This window comes from Methylocella tundrae (genome assembly GCF_038024855.1).
Taxonomy (GTDB): Bacteria; Pseudomonadota; Alphaproteobacteria; order Rhizobiales; family Beijerinckiaceae; genus Methylocapsa; species Methylocapsa tundrae.
In genome coordinates this window covers 3,108,066-3,124,958 of the sequence record NZ_CP139089.1, presented here as the reverse complement: position 1 = coordinate 3,124,958, position 16,893 = coordinate 3,108,066, and the positions used below count along the sequence as shown (strand labels likewise).

At 61.4% G+C, this 16,893-nt stretch carries 14 protein-coding genes; 6 read left to right on the top strand and 8 right to left on the bottom strand.

Features of this window, described 5'->3' with window-relative positions; genetic code table 11:
• Positions 1–200: 200 nt before the first annotated feature.
• Positions 201–3,659, bottom strand: a complete 3,459-nt coding sequence (dnaE, locus tag SIN04_RS16690) for a DNA polymerase III subunit alpha (protein ID WP_134491024.1) — start codon at positions 3,657–3,659, stop codon at positions 201–203.
• A 325-nt stretch (positions 3,660–3,984) separates the two neighbouring features.
• Between dnaE and SIN04_RS16685 the strand changes: the two genes are divergently transcribed.
• On the top strand, positions 3,985–4,884 hold the full coding sequence (locus SIN04_RS16685; RefSeq protein WP_166795968.1) for a cupin-like domain-containing protein: 900 nt from the start codon (positions 3,985–3,987) through the stop codon (positions 4,882–4,884).
• A 158-nt stretch (positions 4,885–5,042) separates the two neighbouring features.
• On the opposite strand, the gene SIN04_RS16680 is transcribed toward SIN04_RS16685, so the two are convergent.
• The 5 genes from SIN04_RS16680 to SIN04_RS16660 form a co-directional block, all read right to left on the bottom strand.
• The gene (locus SIN04_RS16680) at positions 5,043–5,369 is read right to left on the bottom strand and encodes a hypothetical protein (RefSeq protein WP_134491020.1); all 327 of its coding nucleotides are present in this window, start codon (positions 5,367–5,369) and stop codon (positions 5,043–5,045) included.
• A 135-nt stretch (positions 5,370–5,504) separates the two neighbouring features.
• The gene (locus SIN04_RS16675) at positions 5,505–6,275 is read right to left on the bottom strand and encodes an amino acid ABC transporter ATP-binding protein (RefSeq protein WP_134491018.1); all 771 of its coding nucleotides are present in this window, start codon (positions 6,273–6,275) and stop codon (positions 5,505–5,507) included.
• A 1-nt stretch (position 6,276) separates the two neighbouring features.
• On the bottom strand, positions 6,277–7,431 hold the full coding sequence (locus tag SIN04_RS16670; RefSeq protein WP_341264071.1) for an amino acid ABC transporter permease: 1,155 nt from the start codon (positions 7,429–7,431) through the stop codon (positions 6,277–6,279).
• A gap of 1 nt (position 7,432) precedes the next feature.
• Positions 7,433–8,653: an amino acid ABC transporter permease gene (locus SIN04_RS16665; protein ID WP_244605855.1), complete on the bottom strand. Its 1,221-nt coding sequence runs from the start codon at positions 8,651–8,653 to the stop codon at positions 7,433–7,435.
• A 12-nt stretch (positions 8,654–8,665) separates the two neighbouring features.
• Positions 8,666–9,682 carry an amino acid ABC transporter substrate-binding protein gene (locus tag SIN04_RS16660; protein WP_341264477.1) on the bottom strand — a complete coding sequence of 339 codons (1,017 nt, stop codon included), beginning with the start codon at positions 9,680–9,682 and terminating at the stop codon, positions 8,666–8,668.
• Positions 9,683–9,998: 316 nt separating this feature from the next.
• Here SIN04_RS16660 and metC point away from each other — a divergent pair, with 316 nt between their 5' ends.
• The 5 genes from metC (at position 9,999) to SIN04_RS16635 (ending at position 14,057) form a co-directional block, all read left to right on the top strand.
• A complete protein-coding gene (metC, locus tag SIN04_RS16655) occupies positions 9,999–11,186 on the top strand; it encodes a cystathionine beta-lyase (protein ID WP_134491013.1) in 1,188 nt (395 codons plus the stop codon).
• 136 nt (positions 11,187–11,322) lie between these two features.
• On the top strand, positions 11,323–12,126 hold the full coding sequence (locus SIN04_RS16650; protein WP_134491011.1) for a hypothetical protein: 804 nt from the start codon (positions 11,323–11,325) through the stop codon (positions 12,124–12,126).
• A gap of 277 nt (positions 12,127–12,403) precedes the next feature.
• A complete protein-coding gene (locus SIN04_RS16645; protein ID WP_134491009.1) occupies positions 12,404–12,691 on the top strand; it encodes a hypothetical protein in 288 nt (95 codons plus the stop codon).
• Between the two features lie 433 nt (positions 12,692–13,124).
• Positions 13,125–13,697 (top strand): TetR/AcrR family transcriptional regulator, encoded by a 573-nt coding sequence (locus tag SIN04_RS16640; RefSeq protein WP_134491007.1) that lies wholly within the window; start codon positions 13,125–13,127, stop codon positions 13,695–13,697.
• Positions 13,698–13,838: 141 nt separating this feature from the next.
• Positions 13,839–14,057 (top strand): hypothetical protein, encoded by a 219-nt coding sequence (locus SIN04_RS16635; RefSeq protein WP_134491005.1) that lies wholly within the window; start codon positions 13,839–13,841, stop codon positions 14,055–14,057.
• Positions 14,058–14,220: 163 nt separating this feature from the next.
• Here SIN04_RS16635 and SIN04_RS16630 read toward each other — a convergent pair whose 3' ends face one another.
• Positions 14,221–15,897 carry a formate--tetrahydrofolate ligase gene (locus SIN04_RS16630; protein WP_134491002.1) on the bottom strand — a complete coding sequence of 559 codons (1,677 nt, stop codon included), beginning with the start codon at positions 15,895–15,897 and terminating at the stop codon, positions 14,221–14,223.
• 26 nt (positions 15,898–15,923) lie between these two features.
• Positions 15,924–16,865, bottom strand: coding sequence for a D-2-hydroxyacid dehydrogenase (locus SIN04_RS16625; RefSeq protein WP_134491000.1), 942 nt, complete (start codon positions 16,863–16,865; stop codon positions 15,924–15,926).
• Positions 16,866–16,893: the final 28 nt, after the last annotated feature.

The window sequence follows — 16,893 nt, the reverse complement described above, 5'->3', positions numbered from 1 at the left end:
GGCAATAACACAAAAATGTTACGACCGGAATGGCCGCGCTCGCCCGCCTCGCCAAATGTGACGACAAAGCCCGCGTTTCCCGGGCGATAGGATGTCGCAGCGTGACGGCGCCGTGATGGACCCGTTTTCGCGACGTCATCCGCTTTTAGGGTTTAAGAGCGCATACAGCTTCTGGACCCCGGGGCGTCCCATCTCAAGCCTCACACATGCTCCACGCCGATGATGCCCGGAATCGCCTTGAGCAGCCCCGCCGCCTGCGCCGACACCAGATATTTGCCGGGCAGCTTTAGCTCCACTTCGCCTGTTGACGTTTGCAGGATCAGCGCAACCTCGCCGTCGCCCTGGGGGCGGAGGTTCTGCTTGATCTCGGGCAATGGCCGATCGTCGGCGACGAAGATCCTCAAGCCTTTTTGCACACGGCTCGCGGCGAGGTCCAAAGGTTCGGCGGAGACGATGCGGGCGCGAACGTCCTCCCCATCGGCGCTGGCCTGCAGGCCGAGCAGGAGCGAAGCGCCTTTTTCCAGAAGGTCGCGATATTGGTTGAGGCCCTCCTGAAACAGGATCGCCTCATACTGGCCGGACTGATCGGAGAGCTGCACGATCCCCATTTTCGAGCCGGATTTGGTGCGCCGCTCCTGCCGGTCGAGCACGGTGGCGGCGAGCCGCCCCCCGGACGCCCCCTGTTTGACCGAGCGGGCAAAATCCGTCCAGCGCTGCACGCGCAACCGGCTCAGCACGGCGGCATAGGCGTCCAGCGGATGGCCGGAGAGAAAAAACCCGACGGAGTCGAATTCGCGCTGAAGCCGGTCGGCGAGCGTCCAGGGTTTTGCTTTCGGCAGCGGCAATTGCGCGTCGGCGCCTGCGCCAAAGAGTGCGCTCTGGCCGGCGCGGCGCTCCTCGTCGCGCCGGTGGGCATAGGCGAGGACCGCTTCGATGGCGCCAAAAACGCGGGCGCGGTCGGGCTCCAGCTCGTCAAAGGCGCCCGCCGCGACGAGGCTTTCGAGCATGCGCTTGTTGATCCCGCGCGGATCGACACGCCCGGCGAGATCGGCAAAATCCCGGAACGGATTCTCGCCCCGCGCGGAAACCATCGCCTCGGCGTGGCCTTCGCCGACGCCCTTGATGGCGCCGAGCGCGTAGCGGATGGAAAGTTCGCCGGAAGCGTCGGGATGAACCTCGAAATCAACGCCCGAGCGCTGGATCGAGGGCGGCTCGACGCGCCCTTTCAGGCGGCGGACCTCGTTTGAAAATTCGGCGAGCTTATCGGTGTTGGATTTTTCCAGCGTCATGGAGGCGGCCAGAAATTCCAGCGGGTAATTGGCCTTGAACCAGGCGGTCTGATAGGCGATCAGCGCATAGGCCGCCGCATGGCTCTTGTTGAAGCCGTAATCAGCGAATTTGGCGAGCAGATCGAAGATTTCGTTGGCCTTGGCCTTGTTCAGCCCATTATCAATGGCGCCGCGCACGAAGCGGTCGCGCTGGGCGTCCATCTCGGCCTTGATCTTTTTGCCCATGGCGCGGCGCAGGAGATCGGCTTCGCCGAGCGAATAGCCGGAGAGGATCTGCGCGATCTGCATCACCTGTTCCTGATAGATGATGACGCCGAAAGTCTCCTTCAGGACCTGCTCGATCTTGGGGTGGATGTAGTCGGCCTCCTCCTCGCCCGCCTTCACGGCGCAATAGCGCGGGATATTGGCCATCGGTCCCGGCCGGTAGAGGGCGACAAGCGCGATGATGTCCTCGAAGCGGTCCGCGCGCATCTCGACGAGCGCCTTGCGCATGCCGGCGCTTTCCAGCTGGAACACGCCGACCGTCTCGCCGCGCCCCAGCATTTCATAGGTTTTTGCGTCATCGAGGGGGATCTTGTCGATTTCGACCGCAATGCCGCGCCGGGCCAGAAGCTTGACGCATGTGGATAGCGTCGTCAGCGTCTTGAGGCCCAGAAAATCGAATTTCACGAGGCCGGCCGGCTCGACCCATTTCATATTGTACTGGGTCGCCGGCATGTCGGATTTCGGATCGCGATAGAGCGGCACGAGTTCTTCGAGCGGGCGGTCGCCGATGACGATGCCGGCCGCATGGGTGGAGGCGTTGGAGTAGAGCCCTTCCAGCGTCTGAGCGATCTGCAGCATTTTGGCGACGCGAGGCTCAGCTTCGGCGGCTTCTTTCAGGCGCGGCTCGGTGTCGATCGCCTGTTTCAGGCTGACGGGCGCCGCCGGGTTCTGCGGCACGAGCTTGGCCAGCCGATCGACCTGGCCGAGCGGCATTTCGAGCACGCGGCCGACATTGCGCATCACGCCGCGCGCCAGAAAGGAGCCGAAGGTTATGATCTGCGCGACCTTGTCCACGCCATAGCGACGCCGGACATAGGCGATCACCTCGTCGCGGCGGTCCTGGCAGAAGTCGATGTCGAAATCCGGCATCGAAACGCGTTCGGGATTGAGAAAGCGCTCGAACAGGAGGCCGAAGCGGATCGGATCGAGATCGGTGATGGTCAGCGCGTAAGCGACGAGCGATCCCGCTCCCGAGCCGCGGCCCGGGCCGACCGGAATGCCTTGCGCCTTGGCGTATTTGATAAAATCAGAGACGATCAGAAAATAGCCCGGAAACTTCATTTTGACGATAACGTCGAGTTCGAAAGACAGCCGCGCGCGATATTGCTCGGTCGTAAATCCGGGCGTCAGACCATGCGCGGCGATGCGGGCCTCAAGCCCCGCCTCGGCCTCAGCGCGCAGCGCGGCCGCCTCTTCCTCGAACGCGCCAGTCGCGGAAAAACGCGGCAGCAGCGGCTTGCGCGTCAGCGGCCGATAAGCGCAGCGCCGCGCGATTTCGACGGTGTTGCGGGTCGCCTCGGGCAGATCGGCGAAGAGAGCGATCATCTCCGAGCGGGTCTTGAAGCGGTGCTCGGGCGAGAGCTGGCGGCGCGCGCCATCACCGACGACCGCGCCCTCGGCAATGCAGATCAGGGCGTCATGAGCCTCATAATCGGACGCGGCGGCGAAATAGGCCTCGTTTGTTGCGACGAGCGGAAGGGAGCGGCGATAGGCGAGATCGAGGAGGCGCGGCTCAATCTCGCGTTCGGACGGCAGATTGTGCCGCTGAAGCTCGACGTAGAAGCAATCCGGGAAAAGTTCTTGAAGCGCCTCTGCGCGCAAAGTGGCCTGTTCGGGGCGATTGAGAGCGAAGGCGCGGTCGAGCGGGCCGCCTGGGCCGCCGGACAGCGCAATCAGACCTTCGGTGTGGCCGCGCAAGCGCGCAAGCGCGACGTGAGGCGTCTCGCCGGGCTCTGGATCAAGCCACGCGCGGGAGGCGATATGCATCAAATTCAGATAGCCGGCTTCGTTCCTGGCGAGGAGAACGACTGAAGCGCGCCCGGCGCCGGTCTCCTCTCCGCGCGGGGCGAGCGTCGCGCCATCGCCGAAATCGAGCGTGATCTGCAGTCCTGCGATCGGCTGCACGCCCTCTTTCGCCAGCTTTTCGGAAAATTCGAGCGCGCCGAAGAGATTGTTGGTGTCGGTGATCGCCAGCGCCGGCATTTTGTCGGCGCAAGCGAATTTGGCGAGCTTGCCGATGCCCATCGCGCCTTCGCGCAGGGAATAAGAGCTATGGACATGAAGGTGCACAAAGCCGACGTCGGCCTCGATGCGGCTTAAAGACATGGGATCCATTGAGGTCTCGACATTCGGCCGCCATACAAAATCCGGCAGGATGGATTCTAGCGCCAGTCGGCGCTGAAAGCGACGGCGCGTTGCGACGGCCGCGCTGTCATCCAACGTTTTAGGGAGGCAGCGTGGCCGGGCGGGGTTTCGCCTGCGGACGCTAAGAACAGTTGCGTTGGCGCGCCAAACACAACCGCGCACTGCATTTTTGATCTTCATTCATATCCGGATACCGGCATCCAATTCAGAAATGATGCTTGGTTTGCCCTCATTGGCGACTCGCGGTATAGAGCCGGGCTCTGGCCCCGCTTTGAAGAGACGTTCAATGCTGACCATGCCCCCGTCAGCCCGTGTGGCTGAAAAATGGACGACGGTCGATCCGATCGAGGAATGCCGCCAGGCGCTGCACAAGAAGGCCTTTGCAGTTCATCATCCCCTTGCCGGCCATCCACTGTTCAGCATTGAAGCTTTAGCCGCGGCGGCGGAGCGGGCTGCGAAACGGAGCGGCGACCTTTACGCCGATGTCGGCGATCTTTCACTGACCGATAAATGGGGCTCCGTTCCGGCGCCCACCATGCCGATTCCCGAGATTATCGAACGAATTGAAACGGCCGGCGCATGGATCGTGCTGAAACATGTGGAGGTCGATCCGGCCTATAAGCGGCTTCTCGACGAATATGAGGCTTTCGTGCGCGAAATCGCGGGGCCCGAAGGCTCAAAGCTTCTGACCAACGCCGAAATGCTGGTGTTCATCACATCGCCGAACCGCAAAACGCCCTATCATTTCGACGCCGAGGTCAATTTTCTCGTGCAGATCACCGGATCGAAAAATCTTTGGGTCTGTGATCCAAATGATCGCAGCGTCACAACGGAAGAAGAGATCGAGCAATATTACGGCGTGTCGATATCGGCGGGGACCTATAAGCCGCACGCAGAAGAGGTGGCTCGGCAATTTACGCTTCATCCGGGCGACGCCGTGCACATTCCGACGCATGGCGCCCATTGGGTGCAAAACCACAATGAGGTGTCGGTCTCGCTGAGCCTCAATATGGAATTTCCGAACTGGCTGCAGGCGGATGTCTACCGCGCGAACCACTATCTGCGCCGTCTCGGCCTGTCGCCGCGTTCGCCCGGACAATCGATCGTCGCCGACCGTTCCAAGGCGGCGATGATCCACGCCATGCGAGCCGCCAGAAAAAACGCGAGGCGGCTCCTCCGGCGCTGAGCTGGCGCGGCCGAAGGCCGCGGCGTTTTCGCGTCAGATCATGCGGCGATATAAATCAGCGGCATGAACGACCGTTCGAATCATTCATGCCGCTCGCGCCCTGAGGTGTTGGGAAATCCCTCGCGGCGCTGCCGCCGCGCCGGAGGCGGAAGAGCCGATCAGTACGGCGGAGCCGGATAATATCCGCTCCATCCCGCGCCATCGAAGGGGCGCACATAGATATAGGCGCCGGGCGGCCGCGCGGCGGGCCGGGGACCCCAATAGCCGGGCTTCCAGACGCAGGGGCCTGCTGGCTGGCAGACCCATTCCGGCTTCCGGTATCCAGCCTCCGCCCGCGATTCGTCCCTCAAATCCTCAAGCGACCGATAGGTGTGGTCGAGCGCATTGAACGGCGCGCCGGCTTGCGCGGACGCCGTTTGCGGCGCAAGTCCAAAGGCGCAAAAGCCGAGAGCCGCGCTAAGCAACAGGCTCTTCTGGATCTTCATGACTTCCTCCAAATGGGCCAGCGACGGTCCAACCGAATGACGCCCCCGACTCTCCGTGGCTCACACGCATTGGAGCGCACACGCCCTCAACCATTCCATAAACGCTCGACCAAGCTCGGCTGTTCCAAACCTTTGCTATAATATTTGCCCTAAGAAAAGCTTGGTGCGGGGATGTTTGGGGGAGGAAAAAAACGCTTCGGGGCGATTGATCTCGACGATTGCCCCGGCGTCCATGAAAATCACCCGATCGGCGACCTGACGGGCGAAAGCCATTTCATGCGTGACGCAGAGCATGGTCATGCCGTCGCGCGCCAATTGCACCATAGTCTCCAGGACCTCCTTGACCATTTCGGGATCGAGCGCCGAGGTCGGCTCGTCAAACAGCATGATTTTCGGATTCATGCAGAGCGCGCGCGCGATGGCGACGCGCTGCTGCTGGCCGCCGGATAATTGACCTGGATATTTGTCGGCCTGCTCGGGGATCTGAACCTTGCCGAGATAGTGCATGGCGACCGCTTCCGCCTCCGCGCGATCCATTTTGAGCACATGGATCGGCGCAAGCGTGCAGTTTTCCAGGATCGTCAGATGCGGAAACAGATTGAAATGCTGGAACACCATGCCGACCTCGCGGCGCACCTCGTGAATCTGGCGCAGATCACTCGTGAGTTCGGTTCCCTCCACGATAATGCGGCCGCTCTCATGCGCCTCGAGCCCGTTGACGCAGCGGATCAATGTGGATTTGCCGGAGCCGGAGGGGCCGCAAATGACGATGCGCTCGCCGCGCTCCACCAAGAGGTCAATGTCGCGCAGCGCGTGATAGGCGCCGAACCATTTGTTGACGGCGATCATCTCGATCGCGATGGATTGTTCCGTCGACGCGGCGCCGGACCTGTCCTCATCGGTCATCTTAGCGATCTCTTGCCAGCGACAGGCGCCGCTCGACAAAGAGCGAATAGCGCGACATGCCGAAACAGAACACAAAATAGAACAGCGCCGCGAAAATATAGCCTGTCGTTGAAATGGTAGGCCCCGCCCAGACAGGATCGAGCCGCGCCGAATCGACTGTTCGTAGAAAGTCGAAGATGCCGACGACGGCGACGAGGGTCGTATCCTTGAAGAGGCCAATAAAGGTGTTGACGATGCCGGGGATGACATGCCGGAGCGCCTGCGGCAGGATGATCAGCCGCAGCATCTGCCAGCGGCCGAAGCCGAGCGCCTGCGCGCCCTCGAACTGGCCTTTGGGCATGGCTTGCAAGCCGCCGCGCACGACTTCCGCCATATAGGCCGAGGCGAAAAGCGCGACGCCGATAAGCGGGCGCACGAGCCTGTCAGGGGCCAGATCCTCAGGCACGAACAGCGGCAGCATCGTGTTAGCCATGAACAGGACCGTGATCATCGGGACGCCGCGCACGATCTCGATGAAGCTCGCGCAGGCGATGCTGAGCGCGGGCAAGGCCGAACGACGCCCGAGCGCGAGGAGAATTCCAAGCGGCAGCGAGACGACGATGCCGACGATGGCGACGAGAAGGCTCACGAAAATGCCGCCCCAGAGATCGGAATCAACGCGCGGCAGGCCTGCCCAAGGCGCTCCATGCAGCAGAATGAAGGACAGAATAGGATAGACGCCGAAAAAGAGAATCGCCGCCGTCAAACGGCGCGAGGCGTCGAGCCAAAGCAACCAGACGATCAGGCCGGCGCCGATGATCAGCGTCACGTCGACGCGCCAGCGTTCCGCCAGCGGATAGGAGCCATAGGTGAAATAGGGAAGCTTTTGCCCAATGAACGCCCAGCAGGCTCCGGCGCCGGGCGCGCGGCAGAGATCGCCGTTGGGCGCGGACCAGACCGCGTCAAACACGAGAAAGCGCAAAAGCGCCGGCAGAAAGAGCCCGATCAACGCCAAAGCGCCAATGGTCAGAAGGCTCGCGCGCCAGCCATCGAAGAGATTGCTTCTGATCGCCGAGGCAAGGCTCGGCCTGACGTCCGGCGGCGGACGGGCGGCGACGCTCTCGCGCCTGAGATAAAAGGCCTCCCGGCCTGTGGCTCGAAGTCTGGCGGCGGCCATCTCAGCGCTCCTTCAACGCGAAGCGCCGGGCGTAGAGATTCATCGCCAGCGAAGCCAGAAGCGAGATCGCAAGATAGACCGCCATGGTGATGAAGATCACCTGCACCGCCGCGCCGGTCTGGTTCAGCACCGTTCCCGCGAAGATCTGCACGAGATCGGGATAGCCGATGAACACCGCGAGGGACGAATTCTTGATGAGGTTCAGATATTGGCTGGTGAGCAGCGGAATGATGAGGCGCATCGCTTGCGGCGCGATAATGAGGCGGTTCGCGTCCGGCGCGGAAAGGCCGAGCGCCGCCGCCGCCTCGCGCTGGCCGCGCGGCACCGCCTCGACGCCGGCGCGCACGATCTCGGCGATGAAGGCGCCCGTATAAAGACTCAAGCCCAAAACCAGCGCGACAAATTCCGGCAGCAGGCGAACGCCGCCGCTGAAATTGAACCCCCGCAACTCCGGCCGCACGAAATCGATCGGATTTCCGGCGAGGACGAAAGCGGCGAGGGGAAGCACGAGCAGCAACGCCGCGGCGACGCCGCTGAGAAAAGCGGCGCGATCGCTACCGAACTTTCTGCGCGCCGGCATGGAGCGCAGCGCAATCGCGCCGAGGCAACTGACAAGCGCCGCGAGGAGGATCCAGACCGCCCCGCCGCCAAACACGGGCTCAGGCGCGAAAAGCCCGCGATTGTTGAGAAACAGGCCAAAAGGCAATTCGAGCGACTCGCGCGGCGGCGGCAGCGGCTTCAGAACGGCGTTGTACCAGAACAACAACTGGAGCAGCAGCGGCACATTGCGCAAGGCTTCGACATAGGCCATCGCGCATCTGGCGACGATCCAGTTCTTTGAAAGCCGCGCGAATCCGACGGAAAAGCCGATGATGGTGGCGAAGATCAGGCCCAGCGCGCCGACGAGGCATGTGTTCAGGAGGCCGACGACAAAGGCGCGTCCATAGGTCGAGGCGGCGCTATAGGGAATCAGGCTCTGGTTAATGTCAAAACCAGCGACTTTGCCAAGGAAGCTGAAGTCCGTCGCTATGCCCCGCGCCTGCATATTGTCGCGGACATCAAGGAAAGCCATCGCCGCAAGAGCCGCGAAGCCAATGACGAAGGCGAGCTGGATCAGCGCGGCTCTCGCTTTGGCGTCATACCAAAGCGCAAGCGCCGGATGGCGCCGCGCATGGCCGGGCCCGTCTCCGCCCGGCGTCAGAAACCCGGCCTTCTCCGCCACGCGGCCTCGGCCCTATCGGATCGGCGGCGCATATTGGAGGCCGCCCTTGGTCCAGAGCGCATTGATGCCGCGCTTGATCTTCAGGGGCGACCCTTCGCCGAGGTTTCGATCGAAGACTTCGCCATAATTGCCAACGTGCTTGATGATGCGATAGGCCCAATCCGCGCCAAGACCAAGGCCCTCACCGAAATTTCCTTCAAAACCGAGCAGCCGCCGGATCTCCGGGCGCTCGGATTTCGCTTTTTCATCGACGTTTTTCGAGGTGACGCCCAGTTCCTCCGCATCGACCATCGCGAAATTCACCCATTTTACCAGATTGAACCACGGATCGTCGCCCTGCCGGACGGCCGGGCCCAAAGGCTCCTTGGAGATGATTTCCGGCAGCACCACGCTGTCGTCGGGGTTCGCGAGCTTTTGACGTTCGACGTAAAGGCCGGACGCATCCGTCGTGTAGGCGTCGCAGCGGCCGCCGTCATAGGCTTTGACGGCTTCGTCGGCATTGGCGAAATTCACCGGCTCATATTTCATATTGTTGCCGTGGAAGAAGTCGGCGAGGTTGAGTTCCGTCGTCGTGCCCTGCTGAACGCAGATCGAGGCGCCGGACAGTTCGAGCGCCGACGACAGATTGAGCTTTTTGCGCACCAGAAAGCCCTGGCCGTCATAATAAGTGACGCCGACGAAGAGAAAGCCCTGCCCTGTCTCACGCGATATCGTCCAGGTGGTGTTGCGGGCGAGTACATCAACTTCGCCCGATTGCAGGGCGGTGAAGCGATCCTTGGCGCTGAGAGGAATGAATTTCACCTTGGTCGGATCGTTGAAGATCGCGGCGGCGACAGCCCGGCAGAAATCAACGTCGAAGCCGGTCCAGACGCCCTTGTCATCGGGAAGGCCGAAGCCCGGCACGCCAGGGCTCGAGCCGCACATCAGATAGCCGCGCTTTTGGACCTGATCGAGCGTGCCGGCCTGCGCCGCCGCTTGCGCGAACGCCGTCAGCAGGGCGAAGGCAAGGATTTTCATCAACACGTTCATCTTGAGCATGTGAAAAAGTTCCGGATTTGATCCTGCGCGAGGATGCGTGGCCACTTGTGCAACTAGAGGGCTTTGGCAAATCCGGTCAAGGGAGCCAATCCTTCGCCGCCCGCCCCTCGTCTCGGCGGTCTGGGCTTGCGTCGACCGAAATTTGCATCAATCAAATGGATCAGGCGGCAAACAGAACCCTATTTGACTTTGCCGGGATCAAAATAGCGCCAGACCATCTTAAGGGCTCCTTAACTCGACGCGGGCTTGACGAGGAGGACGAGAGACCCGCAGTTTGCGCCGCACATAAGGCTGAGTGGACGACCCCATGACCGAGACGACCGAAAAAGACCGCAAAAATCTCAAGACGCGCACAAAGCTCGTCTATGCCGGGCGCCACCCCTCGGAGCAACATGGTTTCGTCAATACGCCGATCTATCGCGGCTCGACGGTGCTGTTTCCGACCTTTCACGATCTCGTGACGCGCAATGCCGAGTTCACCTATGGGACGCAAGGCTCTCCAACGACGAAGGCGCTGACGGACGCATGGACGGAGTTGTCAGGCGCGGCGGGGACCATTCTCGCCCCGACAGGGCTCGCAGCGATCACCCTCGCTTTGCTGACCGCGGTCAAAGCCGGCGATCACATCCTCGTCACTGATTCGATTTACCGGCCTTCGCGCATCTTCTGCGACACGATTTTGGCCCGCATGGGCGTTGAGACGACCTATTTCGATCCCTGGATCAGCCATAAGGTCGAGCACTTGATACGCCCCAACACCAGCGTGATATTCCTCGAGACGCCGGGCTCGCAGAGTTTCGAGCTGCCGGACGTTCCCGCTATCGCCGCCCTCGCGCGGGCAAAAGGCGTTTGCGTCATTCTCGACAATACCTGGGCGACTCCCCTGTTCTTTCCGCCGCATGAACGCGGCGCCGATATGGCGATCGAGGCCGGAACGAAATATCTTTCGGGCCACTCTGACCTGCTGCTCGGGCTCGTCTCCGCCAATGCCGAGTGGCTCGGCCGCCTCAGCGCCACCGCCGACGCTTTCGCCATGTGCGCCGGCCCGGAAGATGTTTTCCTCGCCCTGCGCGGCCTCAGAACGCTCGAACTGCGGCTGCGCGAGGCGCAGCGCCAGGCGCTCGATATCGCGCGATGGCTGGAGGGCCGGCGGGAAGTCGCCGCCGTGCTGCATCCGGCGCTGCCGTCCTGTCCTGGACACGCCTTATGGAAACGCGACTTTTCGGGCTCATCAGGGCTTTTTTCGGTGCTGCTCGCGCCTTGTTCGCAGAGAGCTGTCGCCGCCATGCTGGACGGACTCGAACTGTTCGGCATGGGATTTTCCTGGGGCGGCTTCGAGAGTCTCGTCATTCCCTTCGACTGCCGCTCCTACCGCACGGCGACGCCATGGAATCCGCCAGGTCCGGCGCTCCGCTTCAACATAGGCCTCGAAGATGTCGAAGACCTCAAGGCCGATCTCGACCGGGGTTTTGAACGTTTGCGCAAAGCGGGCTGAGGAGCTTGCGGGCGAGTCATTACGGTCTCTTCGGGCTGAACGCCGCCATCGTGCGTCCAGGTCGCGAGGAAGCTTGCCCTGGCTCACGGTTGTGGGGCACATTCAAGCGCAAAATCGGTCAGGGAGAACGGCCGGCATGAACACGCTGCGGCTCGCGCTGCTGAGCCTCGCCGCGCTCGTCGCGATCATTTTGGGCTGGACATTTTTGCATAATGCCCCTCGGGAACCCGATTCCAGCGCTCGGACCGATGGGAGACGAGCCTCGCCGCAAGAGGTCGCGGCGATGCGGCGCGCCATCGAGCGAACCGTCGCGGGAGAGCCAGACTACGCGGGTTTCTTCGATGAGCTCAAAGCCGCCTTTCCGGCTGAGTACGAAGCCTTTATCGCGCGCGCGGCCGAGGCTTCCGCCGAAGCGGGCGAAGGCGCGAACGCGGACGCCCTTATGATCGACGCGGCCCGCGGATTGCGCAGATCGCATGGCATTTTGGCGGCGAGCGCGGACGGGCCTGCTCTCGACCATTATTTCGATGCGAAGCTCGCCTTTCTTCGTGCGCTCGCCGGCGCCGACAAAGCCCTCTGCGTTGATTTTCTCTCAGGCGGCAATGGCGATTTCGTCGCTTTTTCGCGCGACCATCGCCCGCTCTTCGCCGCTATGGCGGCCGCGGGCCTCGACGCGATCAATGACGGACGGGCCAAACGGATCAAACGGGCGGCGCCGACCGACGAGGACTTCCATACGCTGGAGAACGCTCTGCGCGCGCAGGGGCTGTCCAACGCGGCGATCGAAGCCCTCCTCGACGGAAAGGCGACCATCCCTCCGCTGGAAGACGGCGAGATGTGCCAGGCGGGCGAGGTCTACCTCCAGACCCTCGCCGCGCTGCCGGACGCCGCAAGGCGCCGCATCTACGGCTTCGCCGTCCAATTGGCGGTGCGCTCCTAGAAAATGACGCCGAAAGGTTGTAGACTTCCGGGCCAACATCATGCGTCACAACAAAGACTTAAGGAGCAGGATGCGATTTCGTTTGAACGCATTCTGCTTGAGAGCGCCGCGTCCTGCGCCGCGCCGGGGCCGTTCCCAAAAACCCCTTGCTGAAGCCAAACCTTTCACCTTCGCGTGAGACTGATCAGTTCACGCCTCCAGCTACTGGATTTTCAATATGACCGGTCATATTTACTTGGAGCGGTGGGAACCAAACATCTCTCGAAAGCGAAAAGCCATGAACAACACCAAAATTCTCCTCGCCGCCGGCGCTTTATTGGTCTCGGTCGGCGTCGCGCAGCAGGCGGCGGCGCTGGGCGTCTCCGGCCATGGAGCAACCGTCGTTAACACGGATGTAGGGGCTGCGCCCTTAGGCGTGACATATGCCACAGCTGGTTCGAACGGGATTGATCGCGCGCGTTCGGGACAGGGCGCTGGCGCACAGGATCTCTTCCATCGGACACAGGGCCTCAGCATGGCTGAAATGGCCGGCTTCGGCAGCCTGAACGGCGCCGGTCGCTTTTAGCCATAGGTTGAAGCGCCTCCTTTGATTATCACCGGCGCCTAGAGCGGAGTGCGTTCAAGCAAAATCGCATTCCGCTCTTTAAGCCTTTGTTTTACCGCATGATGTGGGCCCGAAAAGTCTGCAACTTTTCGGCATCATACTCTAAAGAGCAGGACGCGATTCTTATTGAACGCATTCTGCTTTCGAGTTTCGGCGGCGAAACGAAAAGCGCCGCCAATTTGCGGCTCTGATGCGATACACAGAAGGCGTGTTTTGGACCGAGCGGATCAGTCCCGGCGATGGGCGGCTCCCGCCTCACCCGCGCCTCGCCGAACGCTCGAGGGCGCCGCAATCATCGGGGTCGCCTTGCGTTTAATGCGACCGGTCATATATGACCCTTGTGACCATCACACGTTAAAAAATCAAATAAAAATCAAAAATAGGGGAGGAGACGATGGCTAGAGCGAGCCTACGCGAGAAGATCGTCGACGCCGCCGTGGAGCGCTTTCACGCACAAGGCTTCAACGGCTGTAGCGTCCAGGATATCACCGAAGCGGCCGGCGCGCCGAAAGGGTCCTTTTACAATCATTTTAAAACCAAGGAACTGTTGGCGCTGGAAGCTTTGACCCGCTATCGCAAGGAGAGCCGAACCGCCATGCTGTTTGAAGGCGACAAGCCGCCCTTGCAGCGTTTGAGGGCTCATTTCGAGTTTCTCGCCGAGAGGCTGGAAGGCTGGAACTTCGAGCGGGGATGCATGGTCGGCAACTTCGGAGCAGAGATGGCCGATGCTTACCCCGACATGCGCCGGGCGCTCGCGGAAACCCTGCTGGTGTGGAGCGCCAACATCGCCTCGGTCCTGCGTCAGGCTCAGGCCGCGGGGGATTTATCCAAAGACAAAGACCCGGAGCTTCTTGCGCGTTTCCTGGTCGACGCATGGGAGGGCGCCGTCAACAGGGCCAGAATGATCAAGAGCCGCGCCCCTTTCGACGAATTCCTGATCGTCGCCTTCAAAGCGCTTCTGGCCTGAAGGGCGCCCTCATATGGCGAATTGCATTCGTTGACAGCACATCCCCATTATCCGTAAGCGGCGCCGTATTAGCGCCGCATCTTGAGCTTTCCATATGGTTACCGGCCGCGCCGACGGTCGGGCTCAGGAGGGGGAAATCATATGCTTCACGAGCTCAAGGCGCGTCGCAAAGAGATCGAAACGCTGGTCCAATCCTCTGAAAAGGCTCTTGTCGAGGCGCGCAATTCGGCCGCCCTCGGCGGACACAGCCGCGCCGTGCTGCTTCATCTTGAAAGAAAGGTCCACGCCGGCAAAAAGGATCTGGCCCGGCTTGATTCGCAATTGGCGATCGGGGCCGCTTCCATGGATGCGCGCGAATAGGCAGAGCGATCTCTATCGTCACGCGCAGAGCGATGACGAAACTTTGCCGAACGATCAAAATTCTGCTTTCGGCCTCAATATGAAATAACCGGCGGAAGCGCCCGCCGGCTGGATGATTGACGGCATGAACATAAACGCGAGGAGCGGCTCGCGCCCCGCTCAATCAGAACAGCCCGACAACATTGCCCTTATCGTCGAGATCGATTTTCGTCGCCGACGGAACCTTTGGCAGACCCGGCATGGTCATCACATCGCCGCAGACGAGCACAATGAACTCGGCGCCCGCCGCGAGCCGCACTTCGCGAATGTTGATCTCGTGGCCGGTCGGCGCGCCGCGCTGCTTTGCGTCGGTCGAGAAGGAGTATTGCGTCTTGGCGATGCAAATCGGGAAATGGCCGTAGCCATCGTCCTGCAGCTTCTTGATCTGATTGCGAACCTTGGCGTCCGCCGTGACTTTGCTGGCGCCATAAAGCTTGGTCGCAACCGCCGTCGCCTTATCCCACAACGTCGCAGATTCGTCATAGACGAAATGGAAATCGCTGGGGACCCTGTCGATCAGGTCGACAACCGTGCGAGCCAGTTCTTCGGCGCCCTTACCCCCTTCCGCCCAATGGCGGCAGACGACGATTGGCGCGCCGAGATCGGCGACGCTCTTGCGCAACAATTCGACTTCCCCTTCCGTGTCGGCCGTGAAGTGATTGAGCGCGACGACGACGGGCAAGCCGTAATGATTGCGGATGTTGTTGACATGTCGCTCGAGGTTGGCGAGCCCTTTACGCAAGGCATCGAGGTTTTCGGCGTTGAGTTCTTTGAGTTCAACGCCGCCATGATATTTGAGCGCGCGTATTGTTGCGACGATGACCGCCGCCTGCGGGCGCAGGCCGGATTTGCGGCATTTGATGTCGACGAATTTTTCGGCGCCGAGATCGGCGCCAAATCCCGCCTCCGTCACAACATAGTCAGACAATTTGAGCGCCGTCTTGGTGGCCAGCACTGAGTTGCAGCCATGCGCGATATTGGCGAAGGGACCGCCATGAATGAACGCCGGATTGTTCTCGAGGGTCTGCGCGAGATTCGGCTTCAGCGCGTTCTTCAACAGCACGGCCATCGCCCCATGCGCGTGCAGATCGCGGGCGTGAACGGGCTTTTGATCGATGGTGTAGCCGATCACGATAGCGCCGAGCCGCTGCTTCAGATCATCGATCGAGGTGGCGAGACAGAAGATCGCCATCACCTCGGAGGCGACGACGATGTCGAAACCGTCCTGGCGCGGAAAGCCGTTGGCGGTTCCGCCCAACGCAATCGTAATGTCTCGAAGCGCGCGGTCGTTCATGTCGACGACCCGCTTCCATGTGATGCGGCGAACGTCGATCCTGAGCTCATTGCCGTGATGGACATGATTGTCGATCATCGCCGCCAGCAGATTTGTCGCGAGCGCGATGGCGCTGAAATCTCCGGTGAAATGAAGGTTGATATCCTCCATTGGAACGACCTGCGCGTGGCCGCCGCCCGCCGCGCCGCCCTTCATGCCGAAGACCGGACCAAGCGATGGCTCGCGGAGGCAGATCGAGGCTTTTTTGCCGATGCGATTGAGCGCGTCCCCGAGCCCCACCGTCGTCGTCGTCTTGCCCTCGCCGGCGGGCGTCGGGCTGATCGCAGTAACGAGAATCAGCTTGCCGTCCGGCCGGTCCGCAAGGCTGTCGATATAGTCGAGCGAAACCTTGGCCTTGTAGTGTCCGTATGGCTCAAGATGTTCATCATCGATGCCGAGCTTTTCAGCGGCTAATTTGGTGATGCGCTCCATCTTGGCGCGCTGGGCGATTTCAATGTCCGAGGACATGGCGGCTCCTGAAACTGTCTTGAGGCTTAGGCTTCGACGACATTCTGCGGCTTGCCGGCGGCAAAGGCTTCGACATTGTCGATCAGCTGATCGGCGAGGATTTGCATCGCCTCCCGGCTGGCCCAGGCGACGTGGGGCGTGATGATGAGATTGGGAAGCCGGAGATCGAGCAGAATATTGCCTTGCTTTGGCGGTTCGACAGTCAAAACGTCGAAGCCCGCGCCGCCGATTTTGCCTGCCGTCAATGCCTCGGCCAAAGCCGCTTCATCGACGAGGCCGCCCCGGCCGGTGTTGATGAGCAACGCGTCGGGCTTCATCATGCCGAGTTCGCGCGCGCCGATCATGTTCTTGGTCTCGGGCGTCAGCGGCGCATGCAGGGTGATGATGTCGCTTTCGCGGATCAAAGTATCGAGGTCGACGAGGCCCGGCTGCGGAAACACGTCATAGGCGAGCACCTTCATGCCGAAAGCCTCGGCGATGCGTCCGACCACTTTGCCGAGGGCGCCATAGCCGACGATGCCGATGGTCGAGCCGCGCATGTCGCGGATCGGATGATCAAAGAAGCAGAACTGGTCGCTTTGCTGCCAGCGGCCCGCGCGCACGTCTTCGACATAAGGAATTATGTTGCGGCGCAAAGCGAAGGCCAGCGCGAAGACATGTTCGGGAACAGTATTGAATGCATAGTTTCGAATGTTCGAAACAACAACGCCATGTGCTTTGGCGTAGGTCTTATCGACGACATCAGTGCCCGTCGCAGCAACCGCAATCAATTTGAGATTGGGCAATTGCGCGAGAGTCGCTTCGCGCAGCGGCACCTTGTTGATGATCGCGATTGTCGCATCGCGCAGGCGATCGACGATCTCCTCGGGCGCAGTGGCCGCATATTCTTTGTAGCTGTGCGGAAAGGACGGCCTCCGCACATTGGCTTCAAGAGTCGAACGGTCGAGAAAGACGATCGAATGTGACACGGCGCTCCCTTCTGAAACTGTTATTTGA